A 23,333-nucleotide genomic window follows, 5' to 3' on the forward strand; every position below is an offset into this window, starting at 1 on the left:
AGAATACCAATAATTATGGCAATAACTAAGAAGCATGTGATTTAAATCCATTTTCCCACATATATTTTTCCGGAAAGTTTAGTTTCCATAGAAAACCGAACCGATGGTGCACTTATCCTAACTGACGTTTAAATGCTTTACCAGCGAAGAAGTAAGCGATAACCATAATGCCCACACACCAAGCAAGTGCAATCCAAATATCGTTGCCAACAGACCCTTCATATAAGAGGGCACGAATCGCATTCACGATTGAAGTCACAGGCTGGTTCTCAGCGAATGCACGAACAATTTTTGGCATAGTTTCAGTAGGAACAAAGGCCGAACTAATAAAGGGCAGAAAAATTAGTGGGTACGAATAGGCTGTCGCTCCTTCCATAGACTTCGCCGTCAACCCGGGAATGACAGCCAACCACGTCAGCGCCAGCGTAAACATCCCGAGTATTCCAGCTACCGCAAGCCAATCGAGAATATTAGCGCTGGAACGGAATCCCATTAAGAGCGCAACAAGGATAACCACCACGATAGTAAGCGCATTAGCAACAAGTGATGTTAATACGTGAGCCCATAATACCGACGAGCGCTTGATGGGCATCGTAATGAAACGTGCCATCAGTCCACTCTTTACATCCGTAAACAACCGCACGGATGTGTAAGCGACACCGGATGCGATAGCCATCAGCAAGATTCCCGGCAATAAATAATTGACGTAGTTATCCGTTCCTGTCTTTATGGCACCGCCAAATACGTAAACAAACAACAGCATCATCATAATCGGTGTAATCGCTACCGTAATAATCGTATCCGGACTGCGCATGATATTGCGCATTAAGCGCCCTAGTAATACCCCTGTTTTGCTTTTCATTTACATCTCCTCCTTTTTGCCGATGATCGCAAGAAAAATTTCTTCCAATGTCGGCTGCTTCTCGATATACTCCACTTTTGCTGGTGGGAACATCTCTTTAAGTTCTGCAAGAGTACCAGTTGTGATAATTTTTCCGCCATGCAAGATAGCAATACGGTCAGCCAGTTGTTCTGCTTCCTCCAAGTACTGAGTCGTCAGCAAGATCGTTGTGCCACCGCCGGCAAGTTCCTTGACTGTATCCCACACTTCAATCCGCGCTTCAGGGTCAAGTCCTGTCGTTGGTTCGTCGAGAAAAATGACTGCTGGTGTCCCGATCAAGCTCATGGCGATATCAAGCCGGCGCTTCATCCCTCCCGAATACTGGTCTGCCCTCTGGTTGGCTGCATCGGTCAGACTAAACCTTGCAAGCAAATTATCGGCAACTTGAGCGGGACTAGAAACTCCACGCAACTTGGCGATCATTATCAAGTTTTCTCTCCCAGAGAGCATACCGTCTAAAGCTGCGAACTGTCCTGTCAGACTGATGCTTTGACGGACATGATCCGGTTGATGCTGGACGTCAAAACCACAAATACCTACTTCACCACCATCTTGCTTCATCAGCGTCGAAAGGATATTGACCGTCGTCGTCTTGCCCGCTCCATTTGAGCCCAGCAGCGCGAAGATTTCGCCACGCTGCACCTCAAAATCCACCCCTTTTAAAACTTCCTTGTCTTTAAAAGATTTTTTTAAACCTTTTACAGAAATCGCTGCATTGCTCATACTTTTTCCCCCTTATAAAAATAGATTACCTATACCCTCTATTTAGTATCACTGATAATCTGTACTACTTAGTAGCGGTTTAAAAATATAACTGAATAGCGATGGCGGCAATTCACATTTGTAACCAGCTAATCAGTCAGTATTACTTATTACATTTATTTTTTTCTCAATTGCTTCATGATACTTTCATTCAAATCTTCACGATACTTGGAGACATATGTTTTAGCGTTTGCTACGAGTTCGTCAGCAAACGATGCTACGTCCTCCCCAGTAATGTCAAGCACTTGTCTGCCTTCCGCTGCACCGGCTTCAAACAAATCGATTAATTCATACTGTATGTGCAGCATATCCATTCCATTACCCGCTGAGAAATTCCACATGTAGTTTTGAATTTTCTTAAACACAAACTGATAGTCCTCTGGCAGTGCTCCAACACGTGCCATCATCATTTTGTACTCTTTTTTATCACCAATTAATTTTTTGAACATTTCCAACATCTTATTTTCCTCCTTTTTTATAAAGCAGAACAAGAAACTCTTCAAATATGAGTCGGAACATTTTATATTATGAGGCTAGTTTGACTTCAAGACGTTAATTTTTGAAGATACAAAATCCCATTTTTCCCAAAATAATTCAAGCTCCTGACGGCCATCCTCATTTAGTGAATAAAACTTACGAGGCGGTCCCATATCTGATGGTTTCTTTTCAATATTCACAAGCTTTTTCTTTTCTAATCGTACGAGGATGGTATAAACTGTCCCTTCCACGACTTCGGTAAACCCAAGATCATTCAGGTGGCGGGTAATCTCATATCCATACGTTTCACGACGGCTGATGATTTCCAGCACACACCCTTCCAGTGAACCTTTCAGCATTTCAGTTAAATTTTCCATGTTCTGATCCTCCTTTACCCCCTATTCTGTCTGACTTATATTCAGTATCACAGAGTACTAAGGCGATTTTTTACTGAATAGCTCTTGAGTAAAATCAGACTATTCAGTATTACTTATTACAACTACATTGTATGACTAAGTAGTTGTAGATGTCAACTCATTTTCAAAATTTTTCTAAAATCCACTATTACCTATAGTTTACTGAAAATATTTTGAGAAACAATACTACTCAGTATCACCTATTACAAGTACATTGTATGACTGAGTAGCTGTAAATGTCAACTCGATTTTTTATATTTTTCTAAAATCAACTATTACCTATTAGATACAGGCGATTTTCTTTTTGAAGAAATTTCGCCACATACCTATCCCGTTAAGAAAAAAAAATACCCCAAAACAAAAATGTAGAATTTTTATTTTGGGGCGCCATACTATATCGAAGTTAATGAATACGGCTAGCTCTTCTTATTAATAAGACAGATTATCCTTTTGTTACGATAACATCATATCCATATCTTCTGCTGCAGTTGTAATCAATTTTAAACCGAATGTTTCTTGTAATACATCAAGCACGCTAGGTGAAATAAATTCAGGAGCCTTTGGACCGATACGGATATCTTGAATTCCAAGACTAAATAGCCCGAGTAAAATAGCAACCGCTTTTTGTTCAAACCAAGATAGGACAATACTCAATGGCAATTCGTTTACTTCACATTGAAAAGCATCTGCTAAAGCAGCCGCTATTTTCAATGTAGAAATTGAATTATTACATTGTCCTAAATCAATGTAACGCGGAATCTCCGTACCCGGTACAACCCCATAACTTACATCATTAAAGCGGAATTTCCCACAAGAAGTTGTTAAAATTACCGTTTCTGGTGGAAGTGACGTTGCTAATTCACGATAATATTCCCCACCTTTTCCTGGAGCATCACAACCTGCGATGACAAAGAAACGCTTAATCTTTCCTTCTTTTACTGCCTCAATAATTTCTGGGGCTAATGATAAGACTGTATTATGATGAAACCCTGTTACTAACTGTTCATCCGAATCTATATGTACTTCTGGAAGTTCAAGCGCTTTTTGAATCAATGGTGTAAAATCATCATTTTCAATTTTTTGTACACCCTCTAAACCTGCAATATCATATGAATAGAATCGATCAGAATATGATCCTTTAATTGGCATCACACAGTTCGTTGTAGCTAATATTGCACCGGTAAATTTTTCGAAAAGTCGTCGTTGATCATACCATGCCTTACCAATGTTTCCTTTTAAATGTTTATATTTTTTGAGCTGCGGATATCCGTGCGCTGGTAACATTTCAGAATGCGTATAAATATTAATTTCTTTTCCTTCTGTTTGCTTTAATAATTCTTCTAACGCAAATAAATTATGACCAGTAACTACAATTGCCTTACCTTCTACATGGTTTTGCGTAATTTGAACAGGCTCTGGAACACCAAAGTGATTCGTATGTGCCTCATCTAATAATTCCATCACCCGCAAAGCTGATTTCCCAACTTTCATAGCCATATCAATATGTTCTTGTTCATTAAAATTAGAATTTGTTAATGTCATATATAAAGCTTCTTGCGTTGTAGCATCTACAAATGCATCAGTATACCCTAGCTGAGCAGCATGCGTACGATAAGCCGCAATTCCTTTTAACCCAAACACAATCGTATCTTGTAAACTTGCAATTGTTTCATTTTTACCGCAAACACCTATCACTTTACATCCACCTGTCGGCGTTTGTTCACATTGATAACAAAACATTATCATCCCACCCTCTCCCAATCATTCCTTACAACCTAAGCATAATACCCATTGATGAAAAGGGATGTGATATCAATCACAATAATATGTATAAATTTGTGACAGTTCACATTGTTGACATAATATTTTTACTGTCTTCTGATATTAATACTTGCGCATGATCAATTATTTGCATAATATATCAGCGCACTTTTAAGGAATACAAAAATCATACCCATCTAATATTTCACAAAATTTCCCTTGCTGATGGTACAATTAAAATTATGGAGGGATAATATGGTATATATGATGTTTTATTATGGGATACTATTTCTTATACTCGGTATTGCAGTATTTCTGTTTATTATGGCCGGGTCACGAAAAATTAGGGATAAAAAACTTTCATTCGTAATGATCGGTTTAGGGATAAATACACTTGCAAGTCCAGTGGCACTTTTTATAGGGGTGATGGCAACAGATTCTCCATATAGTACTAGACTTGATTTTTGGAAAGGATTTCTCTTTATTCAAGGAATACCTCTTTTCTTACTACTTATAGCTTTCATTTGGTGGTTTATTCGCCCGCCCAAAGTAAAAGTTTCAACGAGTATTGAAAAAGATCTTGAACAAAATATTAAAAGTACTAAGAAAAAAGCGACACGAGGCCGTCCCGTTACTGCCATACGTATTTTAATTCCAATTATTTTATTAGTAGGCTGTTTTTCTTACTTTTTGTATTTACAGGACATCACACTTAAAAAAAGTCATTCTCCGAATAATATAAATACGATTAAAGTAGTAAAAAAAGATTCGGACTCTACTCATGGTCCCTCTCCAGTCAGAATTAAATACGGTTGGTCGGAACATTTGGACACAAGTATTGCAAATGCTGGGGAACGTCTCGATTCTTCAAACGTTTCAATAGATTGGAAAAACGACTATGAAGCAACGATAACGCTACGCGGAAAAGAAACAGTACCTGAAGTTGTGGAATTTAATGTATCAGATAAATCCAGTAGTTCTGTTTTTAAGAAAGTACAAAAAGTGGTCAGTTCCTTTACCTTTCAAAAAAGTGAATCTCCAAATCTAATAAATATTATCGAGTTTAGGGAAACAATAAAATCAAAAGGACCAAGTCCCAGTTCAACTGTAAGAATCTATTATGGGAAAAGAGGTAGCATTTTAGAAAAATATAAAGAGGTCACTCTTAAGGAAATGTATACGACAGAGAACTTCAATATCAATTGGAGAAACGATGAACAAGTACAGGTAGATGTATTAGAGGAAAATGTAATAACAGCTACCATCGTGATTGATTTGTCAAAGTAAATTTATTTTTCACATGTTATAACTGTTTCCTACATGGCACACGAGAAATACATAGTATATACAACTAAAAAGATTTATAGACATTATGAGCAACCTCTTTCTTTACAACACATTTACATTATCTTTACATTGTTTACATTATTTATATGATATATTTATATAGAAACTACTTAAGAAATTTCATGTACATTTTATCTTTATGATTTCTTATCTGATTGATAAAAAGATCATGTTATATTTTTATAACAGGGGTGAACTAGGATGACTGAAACATTAAAAACACTTATAATGCTTGATGTTACTTACGTTGTTATAGCAATTATGACGGTACTGGTATTTGTATATTTGGAATTAAAATCTCAGTAACGTATACAGGCGTAATTGATAGCTTCGCATTTAAATATAGCTAGAAGAAAGCGAGGAGGAAATTGTTTCCCCTCGCTTTTATATTCCAACAGTTTCTTATTTCAACAAATCCAATGTATGTAAAAGTAATCCTCTGTCCCCTACTTCTCCATGACCAGGCACTACTAAGTTCATATTTCCATATCGGTTCAACACATTCTCAATTGATATCGACCATTCATTTACATATGCATCAGCAACATTCCCTAAATCTTTTGCCCCCGCAGATTTCACTAAACAGCCTCCTGCTAAAATGTTGTATTGCGGTAACCATACGACAATATTATCTTCTGTATGTCCTTTCCCTGGATAGAACGTTTCTACTTTCATATTTCCAAACTTCAAATTCGTAATTGTTTGTAAGTCTCCAAGTGGTTCTTCATATCCATTTTTCTTTGCTAATTCCGCAGTTAATGCTGTACTATGCGCTTTAATACCTCTTTCTTTCAACGTTTGTATTCCGCCAATTCGATCAGCGTGCGCATGTGTAATAATAACATCCGTTACGCGCTTCTTAAATTTCTTTTCTACCATCTCTATTAATTCTTTCGTTAACTTATCATCCCAAGAAGAATCGACAAGTACTAATCCTTTTGAAGTAGTAAGAACTAGACCGTTCGAAGGAACTGCTTCTCCGTTAAAATAACCTAACTCCGTATGAACCCATACATTTTTGTTTAACTGAGAAAGTGAAATAGTTCCTGTCTCATTTTTTATTACTTTGTGCTCTATCATTCGTTCTGCTTGTACAGAGGAAATTGTACTAACAAATTGAGTTGTTCCTAGTAAACTAACACATACCCCTACTTTTAATAATGTATTTTTCATTTTCTCCACCCTTTCTTTCAAACGAAATAGTTATTACCTATATTAGACAATTCATCTCAAATGTTTGTTCCATCTTTTCTTACATATTTTTCATGTAATTAATAAAAAAGCGTACAACATTCTGTACGCTTCAAAACTTAATCGTTCATTCCATAATTCTTAAATTCTTCCTCATTCCCATAAAATACATTCAAATCAATATACTTTTCTTTCCCGTTATACCCTCTTAGCCTTCCACGATTTGTGTATTGCCAAAACGTCCAATTTCTTTCATCCGATAAACTCGGTTTTGTAAGAACACTACGAATCCATATATCACATTCGGGATATGCATCTTTTATGTACAACTCATACGCCTCTTGAGTTGCATACAATATTACTTTCTTGTCATAATGTTTTTCTAGCATTTTTACCATTACTGTCAACTCTTTCTCAACATCTTCACGCTGAGGTGGATTATCTTTTTTATTAGCATAAAACTCAACATCAATTACCGGTGGCAATGCTTGTTTATGTTTTGGAACGGTTCGTATATATTGCTTTGCTTGCGTTTCACCTTTACTATCAAAACTAAAAAAATGATACGCTCCGGTGCGCATACCTGTCTTATTTGCATTCGTCCAATTTGTCGAAAAGTACTCATCCACAAACGCACTTCCTTCAGTAGCCTTTATAAACGCAAACTTCATATTTTGCTTTTCTAACTCTCTCCAATCTATCTCTCCTTGATAAGATGCGACATCTACACCTTTTACCTCATACTTGTCCGCACTGAATTGATTCGGAATGAATATACCTTGAAAAACTAAATAGGCGACAACACCCATTACACTAATTAAGGTGAAAACTCCTCCTATAATAAACTTCTTTTTCATTCATATCCCCCATCTTTACACATTAAAATTCTACTTACCATTCACGTTTTTTATTAATCATCATTTTTTCTTCAAACGCCTTCTCTAAATCAATATTTAATTTATTCGCTAAATCACATACATTCCAAATTACATCAAACATTTCTAAACCAATCTCTCGTTTCGAATCTTGTATTTTATCACGCTTTAATATAACTTCCGCTAATTCACCTAATTCCGCCATCGCATACATCGTGCGTTCTTCAATTGTTGTATGTTGAAACCCTTTTTCTTTACTAAAACTTGCTACATATCTCTGGAATTCTGAAATATTCATACTTAATCTCCCTTCTTCACAAATGCCATTTTTCTATTACACTTAAAATCAAAACTGTATTTTGTTAAATTATAACATTCATACTATAATTTATTTATAGTCCATTAACGGAGGTGTTTCTGGTGACTCTCTTCGCGTATCCATCATTATTTATACTAGCAATCATTTCATTTGCACTAGCTTATTTTATTGAGGTAAAACAATACACTTGGCTCTTATCAGGATTCAATGAACGCCGTGTGCTAGATAAAGTGAAGTTATCAAAAATAGTTGGTCTTTATAATTTAACTTCTGATGTTATTGCCACAATTGGCAGTGTCTTCATTACTCCTAATGTTAAAATTATATTTCCCATCATTATTATTGGCCACGTTATAATCGCTGCTTATGTAAATACACGTATGGTTCAGTAAAAAAAGACCATCCAATTGGATAATCTTTTTTATAACTTATCAACATATTGCTTCGCTTCTAACAATGAAAATCCAAAAGCCTCTCTTACTCTCTTAATTGCTGTAACTGTTTTTCCTTCTTCCACAAGCTGGCGTAATTCTTTATTAATTTCAGGTTCTCTATCTACAATTCCCATTTCTTTCGAAATTAATTGTAATCTATCTTCCATCTTCTTTAAACGCGCATCCGTTTTCTTTTCGATTTTATTTAATTTTTCAACGATATAAATAAACCCAAAAATCGCTATCGGTATGATCATCCAAAATTCCATGACTATTCCTCCTCATTAGCTTTCATTTGTTTTATTTCACTAATTTATGTAAATTTTACCACATGACACATTTAATGTATAATAGTAATATACAACACTATTGATAAAAACTTTTATGCTAGGGGGACACTTCATGAAAAGATTTTTGAAGACATTATTACTATTTGTAGTTCTTTCAATCGTATTACATGTGCTATTCGATATAACTGGTTGGCTCCTTTTCAAAGCACCTATTAAAAATAAAGAAATATTTATTTCCTTTATAACAGCTACATGGCTTATGTACATGTACCGAGATAAATTCCTTCAATTTTTACCTCGAACTTACTTAAAATAAAAGAAAACACTTCATCAACAAAAGATGGAGTGTTTTCTTTTATTCCCTCTTTCTCTTAAAACGCACCTTTTTATTCCATTCACTACACTTCTCTTTATCTACTAATGTATAATAAAGTTAATATTCTGTTTTATCAGAAGGGAGATACTATGAACTTATTAAGTAGAAATATATCCAAGCAAATGAAACAATATTCCGTTTCCGGGTTAAGCCTTGCCGTTATACGTGACGGTAGACTGGATGAAGCGACAGCCTATGGAACACTTGAGTCTGGAACAACTAGAAATATTACTACAAATTCCATCCTCAATTCTTGTTCTATTAGCAAATTCATCACCGCAATGCTCGTACTAACATTATCAGATCAAGCAATCGTACATTTAGATGAAGACGTAAATGATAGACTCACATCTTGGAATATCCCTACCAATCTATTTACTTCAAAGAAAAAAATCACTTTACGAAATTTATTAAGTCATCAATCTGGAATTACTGATCCTCCTAATAGTTTTGAACCTTATACCCTCGCAAAAGGACTACCTAAAATGTCCGAACTCCTTGCCGGTAATACATTATATTGCCCAGTACCTATAGCAGCAACTTATAAACCAGAAAGTGAATTTCACTACTCAGACGCAAACTTTTGTATAATCGAACAACTACTAGAAGATATTACAGGAAAATCATTTAGTCAGTTACTAGAAGAATTTATCTTCCAGCCACTACAAATGAAAAATAGTACACTCTTCTCTCCCAATGTCATAGATAAAACCGATGATTTTGCTTGTGGACATAATAAAGATGGCACCGTTACAAATGAGAAGTATCCATTTTACCCATTCGCAGCAGCTTCAGGCATTTGGACAACACCAACAGACTTATCAACTTTAGTAATTGAAATCATTCATTCCTTACAAGGAAAGGGCAAACTAAAACTTTCTCAAAAAACAGTACAAGACATGATTTCTCCTCAAGGTTGCTCAAAATGGACTGGACTAGGTGTTTTTCTAGATGATTCTAACGAAGACTTACAAATTTATTCCCTTGGATGGGGCGTGGGATTTCAATGTATGATGGTTTGTTATCCACATAGAGGTAATGGAGCTGTTATTATGACGAATTCCGATTTAGGTGTTCATCAAATGAAGGGCATCATTGGTGAGGTTTTAAAAACGTTATCCTTATAATGAAAAGAAAGAAGCTGTTCCTTCCAGCTTCTTTCTTTATCCCGCTATTTGCCGGGCAGTAAGACCGATTGGTTCAACTAATAATCAATGGGGGATGAAGAACCCCCACTGATTAAAGTTTCACTTTATATAACATTTTTCGCAACAATTTTTATATGTTCTGGTGCGATAATTTCCGTTATACTTTCTTGGAAATCTTCATGCAACAGTTCTTCAATATGTTCTAACTGCACTTCGACATGTGTGCATTCTAAATTATGTATGTTTAATAGTGCATAATGATCTTTCTTCTTAATTACTAAATATTGATTTTCTTCTGTTACGAGTATCGATCCTAATCGTACTCCTAGTAAGCGTTGATCATCAAACTTCATAATTACTTCTCCTTCCCTCACATAAATGAAATCAAAATGAAAATAATTATATTTATGGATAACACTCTTTTTTAGACTATATCATAATTTACTAGAATATAAATATCATTTTTCCTTTTAATAAAAATTCCTATTCTTTCATATATTTCAATACAAAAAACTTTCTCAATATAAAATTAGAATTTTCAGTTTTTATTCTTATGAAAATCTATTATAATAAAGTTAATAAATGTTTGACCTCTCCTAATTCATGTACATATGGATGATCAGTAGTTGCTGCTACTGATCTATTTTTTTGATTTCAGAAAGTAAATACGCTGCATCCTTTCCTACACCACAAATAAGTGCAGAGCCCCTTTGAGATTGCCACGGCAAACCGATATAATATAATCCTCTTACGGGACTTATTCCCTTTACATGATTAGGAAATCCTTTCTCATTCACTGTCTTTTCTATTTCAATCCAGTTATAACCTGAAGCAAAACCAGTTGACCATATAATACTTTCTGCACTATATGTATCACCATTCTGAAACATAATATTATTTTCTGATGCACTTACTACTTTTTCCTGTAGTTGTATTGCTCCATTACGAATAAGTTCCTGACCTTCAAAACCAAAAATAGGATCCTTCCTCTTTTGAAACCATTTTCCCCTCTTTGTATTTACTTCAGCGTACAATAAACCCAATTTTTCTAACCAATTAAAAATGCTCTTTCTAAAAAGATGTAACGGTAGAAATGTTAAAGGATGACTGATAGACATTGTAACTTCATGAGTTTTTGCAAGTTCTACTGCGATTTGCATTCCTGAATTCCCACCACCTACTACTAGTACTTTCCCCTTAGGAATTTGCGGTGGTGATTTATATTGTGATGAATGTATTTGAAAAACATGCGATGAAAGACGTTGTGAGTATGAGGGGATATACGGTTGCTGAAAACCACCTGTTGCGATAACAACCTTTTTTGATTGTAAAGTTTCTCTAGGAGTATGTAATTCGAATATATCTTTTTCTTTCTTTATTTTTAAAACTTCGGTTTGCAATTGGACCGGTAATTTAAAGTGCCTTGCATATTCTTCTAAATAGGTTGCAATTTCATCTTTATGTGGTAATTCATTTTTCCCACCTATTAATGCCCTCCCCGGCAAACTACTGTAAGACCTTGGGGTAAAAAGTTGCAAAGAATCATATCTGTTTCTCCATGAATCACCAATTCGCTTTCCTGCCTCAAGTAATAAAAAATTATATCCTTCTTGCTTCAAGTAGTATCCCATTGTTAATCCAGCTTGACCAGCTCCAATAATAATTAGGTCTTTCACTCTAATCCCTCCTTCTTTTATACATATGAATACTTGTTCATGTATTCATATGTTTCCGTAATCATAACATTTTATTTTTATATAATTCAATATCTACTCAAAATAAAAAAGAGCAGTTTACTATAAAGTAAACTCCCCTTCATTCTATCTTCCCAGTCTTTAGCGCCTGTGCCCAGTCATGTCTTTCCTGTTGAGCAGCTAATCCAACAGCTTCTTCCCAATTATAAGGAACTGAAATTTGTTCAATTATCCATTCTCCCAAAACCTTTTCTATCACTACATATTTTGCGTGCGGAGTTCCTGACTCCATTTTATGCATAACAGGTAATTCATCTTTGTATGCTGGAAGTCCTACACTCCCTGGATTTATAATAATCTTTCCGTTTGCTAAATAAACAACTCTAGGAATATGCGTATGACCGCATACTATTATTTTCTGCTCAATATTTTGGAGTTGGTCCATTATATTTTTTTCATTCTTTAATACCGCACCACTTTCATTCATCTCTTCTAACAAATACACCTCATCTGAAGTAGGTGTGCCATGACAACATAACATATCATCTACAATAAATTGTGAAGAATGTTGTTGTAACCAATCTATATGATTTTTTGTTAATTGATTTTGGACAAAAGTTAGTGTAGCAGACTGCTCTTGTATAGATTCCCAAAGCATGCGATCACAATTCCCCTTAATATGTACCATCTCGTTATTCATTAATATTTCAATTGTCCCTAAAGGATCTAACGGCCCATACACGCTATCCCCTAAATTTATTATCATTTCGACCTTACGACGCTCAATATCTTCTAATACAGATTTTAAAGCGTGACTATTCCCATGAATATCCGAAATTATCGCTATTTTTCTGTTCATTGTTACACCTACCTTGATAAATTATTTATGTCATCTCAATTTCTAAACCCGCTCCTCATAAAATATAATTCTATTTAAAAACGGATCAATCACAGTTGATTCCATTGTATCCCAAGGTGTTCTCTCTATATCAGGTTTTGAATAAGCATAATCTTTACTTGATAAAATAGCATAATAACTTTTTAAATCCTCTATTTTCACCCGAATCGCACCGCCTGGTGAAGCATCCCCATGATGTTCTGATAAATGTATCACAGCATCATGTAACGAAATTTGCATATATAATGGCATATTCTCCTCATACCGATGTTCTCAATCCAGTTTAAATCCTAAAAAGTTAAAGTAAAACAACTGAGCTTTTTCAATATCAAAAATTCTAAATATAGGTGTAATCATTTATAATCCTCTCCTATTTATAAACATCCGCAGCCAATTCTCTCAAAACATCCACGTTTACTACTTCAAAGCAACCATTATTTTTCTTGATTATCTCTTTATCACAAAAAATATTCAAAGTGCGCAATAAATGCCGATAACTCGTTCCTAACAATTCAGCTGTTTCCGTTAAATTCCCACTAAACACAATTCTATTTCCATGCTGAGCCGCTCGTTCCCCTGCTGCTAACATGTAACTCGCAAGTCTATTTTCAAGTGGATATAGTAAATTAATTGTACTATTTTTTGAAAGACGATTTAATTTATGTGCTAACGATCCGCAAATACATCGTAAAAATTTCGCATCATGAAATAATTGGTTTCTCACTTTCCCTAAAGGTAAACCAACACAATACGAATCAGCCATTACTTGTACGTTTGAAGCAGTCTTTTGAGAATGAATTAACTCCACATCTCCTAGTAACTGCAAACTATCATAAAAACATAATAATACCGATTTCCCGTTACTTAATGTGTTAAACGCTTTCGCTTTTCCTTCAACAAAAAAATATAAATAATCTATCTCTTCATTTTCTCTACAAATAAACTCATTCTTTTTAAAAAATAAAAGTTCCATATATGGCTTCATATCATTACTAAAAAATGAGTCAATATTATTTTGTTTCATATACTCTGCTAATTTAATAGAATTATATACTTTCTTCATAGTTCCCCCACCTTTACAACCTATCCCCATTGTAATTAAAATTTTCTTCTTCCACTATGACATATGTCATAGTAATACACAATTTCAGCATGATACAGTCATTACAAATATGAAATATAAAGGGGCTATTACATTGTATAACTTTCTTTCTGTCTTTATTGGTGTGCTCATCGCCGTTATGCTTCCATTTAATGGGATTTTATCTGAGTTAATTGGCAAGTACACAGCGAGCGTTGTCATTCACCTTGTCGGTTTAATTGCAGTTATTTTCGTTTTAATCATAAACAAAAATAAAATCCATTTTGATAAAGGTATTCCACTTGTTTTATATAGCGCTGGAGCGATTGGGGTGTTCACTGTTCTTTTTAATAATATAAGTTTCTCCGCCCTTGGTGCCTCTATTACAATCGCATTAAGTTTACTCGGTCAATCCATTGCTGCAATTGTTATTGATCACTTCGGCTTATTAGGAATGAAAGTTGCAAAGTTTGAAAAGAAAAAACTAATTGGATTATTATTCATCTCTTCTGGGATTATAGTCATGACAATTTATTAATGGGGGTAAGAAAATGTTATATATTTGTATCGCTATTTTAGCTGGTGTTTCTATCGTTGTTGCTAGAATTATTAACGCGAATTTAGCAAAGAAAATTGGGAATTGGGAAGGTACATTTTTCAATTATATTACTGGATTATTTTTCTCTATGATATTTTTAATTTTCAGTTCAGATTCATTTTATATTCCTAGTCATACGTTGCGATCTATTCCTATCGCTGTATACTTAGGCGGATTAGTAGGCGTTATCGTTATTTCATTATCCAACTATATTACTCCTAAAATATCGGCATTTTATTTAACGTTACTCATCTTTATCGGACAATTATTTGCGGGGACTATCATTGACTTCTTCCTGTCAAACGAACTCTCAACTGGAAAAATTATCGGCGGTGTTTTCGTATTAATAGGGCTTACTTACAATTTACTTGTTGATCGCCCTATTAAAACTGTGCCTAATAAACACGTTCAACTATAATACTTTGCTCTTACCTATCATATATTAATAGAAAAGCTCTTCACACGAAGTAATAGAGAGGAGAATACCCTATTAAGAAAATCATTTTATTGATAGGTAGCGCATTAATTATTTTTGGGACCGTATGGTTTTTAAACTCTGGAAAATCTATTCAAGATCTCTATACAGCAAGTAAACCAAAAAAGAAAGCTACTATTATTTCAACTCAAAGAGACCCAGATGCACCTCCTGTTTTTTTAGGGAAACAGGAAATAAAAGATATACATGTAGAGTCAATTAAAACAAAAAAATCTATCTTCCTTACAAAAACAGATGAATTAAAAACATTCATTAACAGTATGAATACAGCAAAAAAAGGCGATTTAACGCTAGATGAAGAAGGTTCTGATCTAGTAGATTGTAACATGTGGATTACTTTCCAAGATGGGACTTATAAACAATATTTAATTTGGATAGTAGATAACAACAGTAGTGAAATTATGATTGCTCATCAAAACAGTCCTGATGACATAGATCTTACTTATTATCAATTAAATGAAGGCAATTCGAAAAAAGTATATAGCTTATTTAAAAAGATTATATAAAAGAGAAAGTCATGGGCACATTAGCTCATGACTTTCTCTTTTATATATATTCAGGGAACACTTTACAGCTCTTTTCCTGCTCTATATCATGTCCGAAGAAAACAATTGGGTTTTCTTTCCTCACAACTTCTTTTAAACGCTTAATTGAAGATAAAGCTAACTCCGAATCAACCCCCGCGAACGGCACTTCATCTTCAAAATTTTCTTTCGTATACGATGCATCGATCGTTAATAACACTGGGCCAGAGTTCTCCGTCTCAATGAATAGCGACTGATGCCCTGGAGTATGTCCTGGTGTATACAATAGTTGAACACCTGATACGACCTCATAATCCCCTTCAATGATTTTGTAGTTTAAATTCGGCAATATACATTCTTTCATATATTCTTCTCTATGCTGCGCCGCCTCGTATTCAGCACGCTGTACAATGATTGGTGTATTTATAAAAGCACCATTTCCTCCTGCATGATCAAAATGCAAGTGAGAGCTAATAATATAAAGAAGGTCTTCCGGCTCATACCCTGCACGCTTTAAAATATTTACAATTCTATCTTCTTCAGTCATTTTCGGTAAAATTTGCCCCTCAACAAATGTACCGTTAAAAAGACCTTCATTATTAACCGCACTTTCTGGCATGCCTGTATCTACTAAAATAGGTCCTTCTTCTGTCTCCAATAAATAACACCATACTGGTAAGTTCAATAAATTCCCCGGTGTGAGCGTACTATTAACAGAGGAATGATCTAACATACAACGACCAGCTGGCACGAAATAAAGCTTTTTTACCGTCATTATGTATCCACCTTTACATGTAGTTTTGAATGAAACAATACAGTAAAGAATTCCTCCCATTAGAAATAAAATCCTTCTCACCTTTCATTATTCCAGCTATTATTTTGAGTTGTTCACAACTTTTCATTATATTGACAATTACTATTTATTACTCTCCTAGCAGTCGAGAGTAATAAAACAGCTGTTTGTATTTTGAAATAAAGTTCGATGATTTATAAAACATCCTATAAGGAATACAGAAACAAACAATAGTTTAAGAATGAAAAAAATACACGCTTAAACGAATTTTATATATAAAATAACCGACTACCTATATGCTGAGAAAAGGAGTCGGCTATTTTGCTTGTTATTATTCATTTACAGGCTCTTATATGCGGCGAGCAATGATTATAAAAGATGATATGCTATTTTATTTCACTGAAATATTTCCATTATGCGTGGTTAATTTAATTAGATTTTCTCCCTTTCCAATAATCGCATTACCTTTATATTTATCCAGGATATTCGCTCTGCCATTATCGACAGAAACATTAAATTGAACATTAGTTGGTTCTTTTTCGGTTTCAATATTGATTTTTCCATTGTGAGTCGTAAAATTAAGATTTCGATCAAGTTCAGTTGTTTTAAGAGTAAGACTTCCATTCTTAGATTGCCCCTCTATTTCACCTTCCACATGATCTAGCATAATTCTTCCATTATTCGATTTCACATGAATATTTTGTGCCATTATATCTTTAAAGTCCATAATTCCATTGTTTGCTTCTGCAATAACTTTTTGCGAATTGATTTCTCTTAATTCAACACGCCCATTGCTTGTATTGATATTAAAATTTGTTGCGTTTAGTTTTTTGGCAGAAACGTAGCCATTATTATTGGAAACTTTTAATAAATCATATTGTTTTTCAGGCAGATAAACATTTAATGTTAATGGGGCCAATACTTCGGAAATGTTGAAGTTGAACCAGCTCTGTTGTTTTTCTTTGTAAGAAATGAGAAGCGTTGAATCTTTCTCATCCGTAGCTAACGTTCTTTTTATGTTAGGACTAACTTCCCCATCTAATGTTACTTTAATGTTACTATCTGTTGTAGGATTGATGTTAACACGAACGTTATTCGTATCGATAATGACGCTTGACACATTATTATTGCTAATAACCTTTTCTTCTGAAATTGGTACTGCAGTAATTGAACGATAAGTGAGTAGACTTCCTACAATTCCAATAATGAAAATAATACCTGCAATGATGGAAAATTTCTTTTTATTTATCATGCTTAAAACCACCTTTTACTAGTGCTATATTGAACTTTAAATAACGAACAAATCCATTCTTTGCTAACTTCGTTAAAAATAACATAGCAATTACAATGAAATATCCAAGTCCACAAAGTGCTAAAGAAATGAAAAGGTTAAAAAGCAAGAATGTATTTGGATGCAAAATAGTATCTACAATAACAAACAGTGGTGAACCTAAAAATGAGATTCCTAGAACCCATCCCGAAAAAATCAATGCTGCTAATGTAATTGCAGGTCCAAGCACTATTACTAAATTGAAAAACCCTAATCCAATTACTGCCCAAATTGCCCGAAAAACATTTCCTGTTGTTGCACTTGCTGTTACTTTCTCAATATGATAATCTGCTAATAACTCTTTGGCGATTTGAGCTGGAGAACCTAATGAAGCTACAATTTCTTCTTCACTTTTACCTTCCTCTAATCCGAAGGTAAAATGTTCCTCATAATCTTTTAAAATATCTGCACGCTCTTTTTCAGATAATCTTTTTAGAGATGCATTTAATTGTTGTAAAAATTTATTTTTCGTCATTACGTACACCTTCTTTTATTAATTGATTGACACCTTGTGAGAACTCATTCCATTCCTCCAAAAGTTGGTACAAATACGTTCTACCTTTATCTGTCAGTTTATAATACTTCCTTGAAGGCCCTTCTGAAGACTCCTGTAAATACGTTGTAAAATATTCTTCTTTAGTTAATCTACGAAGTAGAGGATACACAGATCCTTCTGATATTTCAATTTGATTGGAAATACTTCGAACTAATTCATACCCATAACGGTCTTGCTTATCGAGTAAGACAAGCACACAAAGTTCTAAAACTCCTTTTTTAAATTGTACATTCAATGTTCGTTCACCCTATTCTAATTGACTTTCACTACTGTTTATTATTCAGTACCATTTTATAATAAGTAACTCATAAGTATAATATACCACTCAGTATTGTTCATTGCAAGGTACACTGGAAAAATAAGTATAACTTAAAAATAATGTTACAACGCTTATAAAATCAAAACGATGGCTTTCCTCTTTCAATGAAGACATTTTAAATGATGTTTAATCAAGCTCTTTATAAAATAGAAAGGAGTCCGCTTTTTTACATAACGACACTTTACCTACTATAATAAAAAAGAACAGACTCTTATTTTAATGGAGGGAATACAAATGAAAGCAATCGGTTTACATGAATACTTACCTATTGAAGAAGAAAACAGTTTAATTGATATTGAAGTTGAAAGACCTGTTGCCACAGGAAGAGATATACTTGTAAAAATTAACGCTATTTCCGTTAACCCAGTTGATACAAAAGTTCGATTTCCGAAAGATAAAAAAGAAGATGTAGCAAAAATACTTGGCTGGGATGCTAGTGGTGTTGTCGTGCAAACAGGCGAAGGTTGTATGTTATTTAAAGAAGGCGACGAAGTGTTTTACGCTGGAAGCATTACAAGGCAAGGTACATACAGTGAATACCATCTAGTTGATGAAAGAATTGTTGGTAAAAAACCAAAAACGTTAAGTGATGCTGAATCTGCAGCAATTCCTTTAACAGCCATTACCGCATGGGAAGGTTTATTCGAGCGTTTAGGCATTGATTATAATAAAAAAGATACGAACTCATTTAAAAATATTTTAATTATCGGCGGAGCTGGTGGCGTAGGTTCAATTACCATTCAATTAGCTAAATGGGCTGGACTGAATGTAATCGCAACTGCATCCCGCAACGAAACAATACACTGGGTTGAAAAATTCGGTGCCGATTATATTGTTAACCATCACCAACCTTTAAAAGATCAAATATTAGAGTTTGGGCTAAAAGATGTAGATTATATCTTCTGCTTAAACAATACAGATCAACATTGGCATGCAATGTGTGACATCATTAAACCACAAGGAAAAATTTGCTCTATCGTAGAAAATGAGCACCCTCTTGAGATGGGCATTTTAAAAAGTAAAAGCGCCACACTAGTTTGGGAATTTATGTTCACAAAAGCGATGTATGAAACTGGCGATATGATTACGCAGCACGAACTATTAAATAAAGTGAGTGAGCTATTAGATGAAGGTATCCTTCATACAACTTTAAACGATACGTTAACACCGATACATGCAGAAAATCTAAAAAAAGCACATGCATTGCTTGAGAGTGGACGTACAATTGGGAAAATTGTATTAGAAAAGTTTTAATAAAAAAGTCCGATTTCTAAATATGAAATCGGACTTTTTTACCTTTATTTACTTGAAATCCCTTGATCATCTTGAGCGTCTAACGGAGCTCTCTTCCCTATTCCGAAAGCATAGAAACTAATTGTTACGATAGCTAAGAAAACAATACCTACAATTAGTGAAATACGAGTATCATCGTTAAACCACATACCGATTAATACCATAATTAAAAAGGCAATTGTTAAATAGTTTGTAACAGGAGCAAATGGCATTTTGAATGGATGATCTTTCATCTCTGCTCCTTTTTCTTTTCTAAAATTAATTTGACTAATTAAAATGACGAACCATGGCACCATACCAGGAAGTACACTCGCGCTATATACATATACGAATAAGTTTTTCGGTGCGATATAACTTAATACAACACCGACCGCTAGACCGATAATTACGCCAACTGTTCCGAATAAAGGTACACCATTTCCAGAAAGTTTCGTGAAATATTTCGGTGCTTGTCCATTTACACCTAACGTATACAGCATACGTCCAGCACTATAAATACCACTATTACAACCAGACATCGCTGCTGTAATAACAACGAAGTTAATAAGTCCCGCTGCTGCCGTAATACCAACCTTCGCAAAAGTTGCTACGAACGGACTACCAATTGTACTTAATTGATCCCACGGATACACAGTTACAATAACGAAAATAGCACCAATATAGAAAATTAGAATACGCCAAATTGTACTTTGAATTGCTCTTGTAAGTGTCTTCTTCGGATCTTTCGCTTCACCAGCAGTAATCCCGATTAATTCCACACCTTGATACGCTCCAACTACAAGTGATAATGCAAAGAAGAATCCTGAAAAACCACCTGTAAAGAAACCGCCATTTGCCCAAAGGTTTGATATACCAATCGCTTCTCCGCCGTTACCAATTCCGAAGAAAATAAGACCAAATCCAGCAATAATCATTAATAAAATCGTAACGATTTTAATCATCGCAAACCAAAATTCAAATTCACCAAATGATTTAACAGAAATTAAGTTAGCTGCACCAAGAATAACCATTGCGATAACACCCGGTATCCAGGCTGGTAAATCTGGGAACCAATACTTCATATACGCCCCAACTGCGATAATCTCTGACATCCCAACGATAACCCACTGGAACCAGTTACTCCACGCTGTCATATAACCAGCTAACGGGTGAATATACTTATGACCGAACGTCGCAAATGAACCTGTACTTGGCTCCATGTACAACATTTCTCCCATGGCACGCATAATGAAGAAGATAAAAATACCTGCAATTGCATAAGCAAGCATTACTGACGGACCTGTCCATTTAATCGTGCTGGCTGATCCCATAAACAAACCAACACCAATTGTTCCGCCTAAAGCAATCATTTGAATATGACGTGCTTCTAAACCTCTTTTCAATTCTTTGTTTGCCACTTCACTTCCCCCTCTTAGATGATTCATAGCCGCATTTTAAAACAAGATGCTTTCCCCTAATTCCTTTCGGCCCTGAAAATGATGAAGCAAACGTCATTTTACACTAGCTTTAAAGCTATCCTAAAATCGTTTTTTGCCCCTAACAAAATTCTCAAAACCTTTCATCTTCCAATATTCTATAAATCTTAAAATTACTTATTTTATATTAATTCATTTATCTGAAAAATTCAATTATTTTTTCAATAAATTAATATGCATGATTACGTTTAATTTTTAACTTAATTAGAAATAAAATACATCTATTCAATATGATTCTAGTGTAAATGTTATTACAATATAAATAACCGAGGAAAGCATTTCTTCCTCGGTTTTATACAGCATGTACTTCAATATTTATAGTTGATAACGTCATTGTCCATCATTTAAATGAATTACATTTCCATCTCACCTGGAAATATAATATATTAGTAAAATTACATACCATATACATCCTTCGCACGGACTTCCTTATCAAAGCGAACGAATTTACTCTTTACTTCCATTCCAGCTGCTTCGTATACGCGAGGTGCACCTGTAATATTCTCAGAATCTACATTTAGATGGACCTTTAAAATCCCTTCTTCGTATAATTGACCGAATGCGTGATGTAACAGCGCTAATCCCAATCCTTGTTTCCGCTTAGAACGCCTTACACCTAAGTGAGTAATTTCTGCTTTATTATCAGCACCCTTTTTACTAAAGACAAAACCAACTACTTCATCCTCAACCATCGCCAGTGACCATAATGTAGGATGAAACCCATCTCTTTCTGTACGCTGCAAAAACTCTTCTAACGTAGAAGGATGCGAATTCCAGTGGTCTGCAAATGCTTCATTAAAAGCTTGATGTAATCTTCCATCATCTAAACCTAGTATGTAATGTCGCACTGTAACACCATTTGGCCATATTGGTGATGGAATATCTTTCTTTAATTCAATCCCCATCCCCCACCATATACGAGTTGGGATAAATCCATCTTCTTCTAATACTTTTTCCTCATAGAAATTATTTGCTTGTGTTACAATCGTGCCATTCAAGCAAGACGAATTACTTACAAGCCCCGTAGCACGCTCTTCAAGCTTTGACCATATTACATGTTCAATTCCTTGATTTATATAATCAGGGTTTACAAATACAGCAGATGGAAACTGCCCTTCATTCCCTGTCAAAATTCCATAAGCGATTATTTCTTCTTCATTCATAACAACATAAGAGCTTTTACTAACATCAATACCTTTCCATGAGTTATTAATATCCTCTACCGTTGTATCAACTTCACCGTAAATGGCTTGATCATAAATTGTACATAGTTTTAAAATTTGTTGTAAATCTTCTTGTGTAGTTGCTTTAACATTTAGTTTATTTACTAAGTTTCGCATGCATTCCACCTCATTCTAATTGAAAATTCGAACCTTATCGCAAAAACATTTCATAATACTACTATTTTATGAAAAATATTAGTCCTCCTAAAGCAATCAACAATACACCCGAAAACGGAAAACTCTTCTCTTCAGCTTTTATCTTTTCCTCAATAATATCTTTAATTTTCCCCTTCATATCATCTGGATATTTTTTAAATAAAATATTAGTTGTATGTAATGGCCTATTTAATATTCGAATTTTAACAGGAGATCCTGATAAATATATATTATTTTTATCCGAAGTAAATTCTATATTTGCTTCAGTAAGCCCTTCTTTCACTAATATATTCACTCGGCTAGAAGGTAAATTAAACACTGTATAATCGTTAAAAGCTAGTCCTCTAATATCGAAATGTGAGTATACGAGAACTAAAGTTATAAACAACAAAACTAGTACAACTATTGTTTTCACTAATGAAAGTTGATTTAACATATAAGAAGGTGTTGTCATATAAGCACAAAAGAATGCCATTAAATTACAAAGATAGTGGTTGACAATGAAAGTTTTTCTTATAACTATTGTAAGTCCGGAAATGATTAGTAGAGCGCATGCTAGATTCATTAACATATTTTCACCTCCCAAAAACTATAACCATA

The 23,333-nt window shown here is 34.4% G+C and carries 27 protein-coding genes and 2 pseudogenes; 8 read left to right on the forward strand and 21 right to left on the reverse strand.

All coding sequences use genetic code 11. The features are described from left to right. Positions 1 to 112: 112 nt before the first annotated feature. From ACP6L7_RS13585 to hcp, 5 genes are all read right to left on the reverse strand, one after another. Positions 113 to 862 (reverse strand): ABC transporter permease, encoded by a 750-nt coding sequence (locus ACP6L7_RS13585; RefSeq protein ID WP_000837807.1) that lies wholly within the window; start codon positions 860 to 862, stop codon positions 113 to 115. Then, positions 863 to 1,624, reverse strand: a complete 762-nt coding sequence (locus ACP6L7_RS13590) for an ABC transporter ATP-binding protein (RefSeq protein WP_097832604.1) — start codon at positions 1,622 to 1,624, stop codon at positions 863 to 865. A gap of 155 nt (positions 1,625 to 1,779) precedes the next feature. Further along, the gene (locus ACP6L7_RS13595) at positions 1,780 to 2,121 is read right to left on the reverse strand and encodes a DUF1048 domain-containing protein (protein ID WP_000891991.1); all 342 of its coding nucleotides are present in this window, start codon (positions 2,119 to 2,121) and stop codon (positions 1,780 to 1,782) included. 75 nt (positions 2,122 to 2,196) lie between these two features. Beyond that, positions 2,197 to 2,517, reverse strand: a complete 321-nt coding sequence (locus ACP6L7_RS13600; protein ID WP_000429485.1) for a PadR family transcriptional regulator — start codon at positions 2,515 to 2,517, stop codon at positions 2,197 to 2,199. 492 nt (positions 2,518 to 3,009) lie between these two features. Next, positions 3,010 to 4,296, reverse strand: coding sequence for a hydroxylamine reductase (gene hcp, locus ACP6L7_RS13605; protein WP_097832603.1), 1,287 nt, complete (start codon positions 4,294 to 4,296; stop codon positions 3,010 to 3,012). Between the two features lie 276 nt (positions 4,297 to 4,572). On the opposite strand from hcp, the gene ACP6L7_RS13610 reads away from it, so the two are divergent. Continuing rightward, positions 4,573 to 5,604 (forward strand): hypothetical protein, encoded by a 1,032-nt coding sequence (locus ACP6L7_RS13610; protein ID WP_097832602.1) that lies wholly within the window; start codon positions 4,573 to 4,575, stop codon positions 5,602 to 5,604. A gap of 462 nt (positions 5,605 to 6,066) precedes the next feature. On the opposite strand, the gene bla2 is transcribed toward ACP6L7_RS13610, so the two are convergent. From bla2 to ACP6L7_RS13625, 3 genes are all read right to left on the reverse strand, one after another. Continuing rightward, positions 6,067 to 6,837, reverse strand: coding sequence for a BcII family subclass B1 metallo-beta-lactamase (bla2, locus tag ACP6L7_RS13615; RefSeq protein ID WP_097832601.1), 771 nt, complete (start codon positions 6,835 to 6,837; stop codon positions 6,067 to 6,069). Between the two features lie 137 nt (positions 6,838 to 6,974). Continuing rightward, on the reverse strand, positions 6,975 to 7,712 hold the full coding sequence (locus tag ACP6L7_RS13620) for a glycoside hydrolase family 25 protein (protein ID WP_097832600.1): 738 nt from the start codon (positions 7,710 to 7,712) through the stop codon (positions 6,975 to 6,977). Positions 7,713 to 7,746: 34 nt separating this feature from the next. Then, entirely contained in the window at positions 7,747 to 8,028 is a 282-nt protein-coding gene (locus ACP6L7_RS13625; RefSeq protein ID WP_097832599.1) for a MazG nucleotide pyrophosphohydrolase domain-containing protein, read from the reverse strand. 122 nt (positions 8,029 to 8,150) lie between these two features. On the opposite strand from ACP6L7_RS13625, the gene ACP6L7_RS13630 reads away from it, so the two are divergent. Next, complete coding sequence (locus ACP6L7_RS13630; protein WP_097832598.1) at positions 8,151 to 8,441, forward strand: DUF3784 domain-containing protein; 291 nt, start codon at positions 8,151 to 8,153, stop codon at positions 8,439 to 8,441. A gap of 29 nt (positions 8,442 to 8,470) precedes the next feature. On the opposite strand, the gene ACP6L7_RS13635 is transcribed toward ACP6L7_RS13630, so the two are convergent. After that, on the reverse strand, positions 8,471 to 8,752 hold the full coding sequence (locus ACP6L7_RS13635) for a hypothetical protein (RefSeq protein WP_097832597.1): 282 nt from the start codon (positions 8,750 to 8,752) through the stop codon (positions 8,471 to 8,473). A 133-nt stretch (positions 8,753 to 8,885) separates the two neighbouring features. Between ACP6L7_RS13635 and ACP6L7_RS13640 the strand changes: the two are divergent. Next, a pseudogene (locus ACP6L7_RS13640) lies at positions 8,886 to 9,076 on the forward strand (hypothetical protein); the annotation flags it as partial. 162 nt (positions 9,077 to 9,238) lie between these two features. Then, positions 9,239 to 10,276, forward strand: coding sequence for a serine hydrolase domain-containing protein (locus ACP6L7_RS13645; RefSeq protein WP_430529283.1), 1,038 nt, complete (start codon positions 9,239 to 9,241; stop codon positions 10,274 to 10,276). Positions 10,277 to 10,401: 125 nt separating this feature from the next. Here ACP6L7_RS13645 and ACP6L7_RS13650 read toward each other — a convergent pair whose 3' ends face one another. The 5 genes and pseudogenes from ACP6L7_RS13650 to yeiL form a co-directional block, all read right to left on the reverse strand. Next, the gene (locus ACP6L7_RS13650) at positions 10,402 to 10,650 is read right to left on the reverse strand and encodes a hypothetical protein (RefSeq protein ID WP_000666936.1); all 249 of its coding nucleotides are present in this window, start codon (positions 10,648 to 10,650) and stop codon (positions 10,402 to 10,404) included. 279 nt (positions 10,651 to 10,929) lie between these two features. After that, complete coding sequence (locus tag ACP6L7_RS13655; protein ID WP_097832594.1) at positions 10,930 to 11,973, reverse strand: flavin-containing monooxygenase; 1,044 nt, start codon at positions 11,971 to 11,973, stop codon at positions 10,930 to 10,932. 139 nt (positions 11,974 to 12,112) lie between these two features. Further along, positions 12,113 to 12,850: a metallophosphoesterase family protein gene (locus ACP6L7_RS13660; protein ID WP_097832593.1), complete on the reverse strand. Its 738-nt coding sequence runs from the start codon at positions 12,848 to 12,850 to the stop codon at positions 12,113 to 12,115. A 42-nt stretch (positions 12,851 to 12,892) separates the two neighbouring features. Then, positions 12,893 to 13,246: pseudogene (locus tag ACP6L7_RS13665) on the reverse strand (glyoxalase superfamily protein). 13 nt (positions 13,247 to 13,259) lie between these two features. Continuing rightward, the gene (gene yeiL, locus ACP6L7_RS13670) at positions 13,260 to 13,952 is read right to left on the reverse strand and encodes a transcriptional regulator YeiL (protein ID WP_097832592.1); all 693 of its coding nucleotides are present in this window, start codon (positions 13,950 to 13,952) and stop codon (positions 13,260 to 13,262) included. 109 nt (positions 13,953 to 14,061) lie between these two features. Between yeiL and ACP6L7_RS13675 the strand changes: the two genes are divergently transcribed. From ACP6L7_RS13675 to ACP6L7_RS13685, 3 genes are all read left to right on the forward strand, one after another. Next, entirely contained in the window at positions 14,062 to 14,508 is a 447-nt protein-coding gene (locus ACP6L7_RS13675; protein ID WP_430529284.1) for a DMT family transporter, read from the forward strand. A 13-nt stretch (positions 14,509 to 14,521) separates the two neighbouring features. Beyond that, entirely contained in the window at positions 14,522 to 14,986 is a 465-nt protein-coding gene (locus ACP6L7_RS13680) for a DMT family transporter (RefSeq protein WP_097832591.1), read from the forward strand. Positions 14,987 to 15,075: 89 nt separating this feature from the next. Next, entirely contained in the window at positions 15,076 to 15,570 is a 495-nt protein-coding gene (locus ACP6L7_RS13685) for a hypothetical protein (protein ID WP_097832590.1), read from the forward strand. Positions 15,571 to 15,610: 40 nt separating this feature from the next. Here the strand turns inward: ACP6L7_RS13685 and aiiA are convergent, their stop codons facing one another. The 4 genes from aiiA to ACP6L7_RS13705 form a co-directional block, all read right to left on the reverse strand. Then, entirely contained in the window at positions 15,611 to 16,363 is a 753-nt protein-coding gene (gene aiiA, locus ACP6L7_RS13690) for a quorum-quenching N-acyl homoserine lactonase AiiA (RefSeq protein ID WP_097832589.1), read from the reverse strand. 409 nt (positions 16,364 to 16,772) lie between these two features. Continuing rightward, a complete protein-coding gene (locus ACP6L7_RS13695) occupies positions 16,773 to 17,633 on the reverse strand; it encodes a DUF4097 family beta strand repeat-containing protein (RefSeq protein WP_097832588.1) in 861 nt (286 codons plus the stop codon). Next, entirely contained in the window at positions 17,623 to 18,186 is a 564-nt protein-coding gene (locus tag ACP6L7_RS13700; RefSeq protein ID WP_097832587.1) for an HAAS signaling domain-containing protein, read from the reverse strand. Before ACP6L7_RS13700 ends, ACP6L7_RS13695 begins: the two co-directional genes overlap by 11 nt. Continuing rightward, positions 18,173 to 18,502 carry a PadR family transcriptional regulator gene (locus ACP6L7_RS13705; protein WP_002137567.1) on the reverse strand — a complete coding sequence of 110 codons (330 nt, stop codon included), beginning with the start codon at positions 18,500 to 18,502 and terminating at the stop codon, positions 18,173 to 18,175. Before ACP6L7_RS13705 ends, ACP6L7_RS13700 begins: the two co-directional genes overlap by 14 nt. 318 nt (positions 18,503 to 18,820) lie before the next feature. Between ACP6L7_RS13705 and ACP6L7_RS13710 the strand changes: the two genes are divergently transcribed. Beyond that, positions 18,821 to 19,840, forward strand: coding sequence for a zinc-binding alcohol dehydrogenase family protein (locus ACP6L7_RS13710; RefSeq protein WP_097832586.1), 1,020 nt, complete (start codon positions 18,821 to 18,823; stop codon positions 19,838 to 19,840). A gap of 44 nt (positions 19,841 to 19,884) precedes the next feature. Here ACP6L7_RS13710 and ACP6L7_RS13715 read toward each other — a convergent pair whose 3' ends face one another. From ACP6L7_RS13715 to ACP6L7_RS13725, 3 genes are all read right to left on the reverse strand, one after another. Beyond that, on the reverse strand, positions 19,885 to 21,276 hold the full coding sequence (locus tag ACP6L7_RS13715) for an amino acid permease (protein ID WP_141533444.1): 1,392 nt from the start codon (positions 21,274 to 21,276) through the stop codon (positions 19,885 to 19,887). A gap of 473 nt (positions 21,277 to 21,749) precedes the next feature. Continuing rightward, the gene (locus tag ACP6L7_RS13720) at positions 21,750 to 22,694 is read right to left on the reverse strand and encodes a GNAT family N-acetyltransferase (protein WP_097832584.1); all 945 of its coding nucleotides are present in this window, start codon (positions 22,692 to 22,694) and stop codon (positions 21,750 to 21,752) included. 61 nt (positions 22,695 to 22,755) lie between these two features. Continuing rightward, positions 22,756 to 23,304 carry a hypothetical protein gene (locus ACP6L7_RS13725; RefSeq protein WP_097832583.1) on the reverse strand — a complete coding sequence of 183 codons (549 nt, stop codon included), beginning with the start codon at positions 23,302 to 23,304 and terminating at the stop codon, positions 22,756 to 22,758. Positions 23,305 to 23,333 lie beyond the last annotated feature (29 nt).

This window comes from Bacillus silvicola (assembly GCF_050524305.1).
GTDB classification, from domain to species: domain Bacteria; phylum Bacillota; class Bacilli; order Bacillales; family Bacillaceae_G; genus Bacillus_A; species Bacillus_A cereus_AT.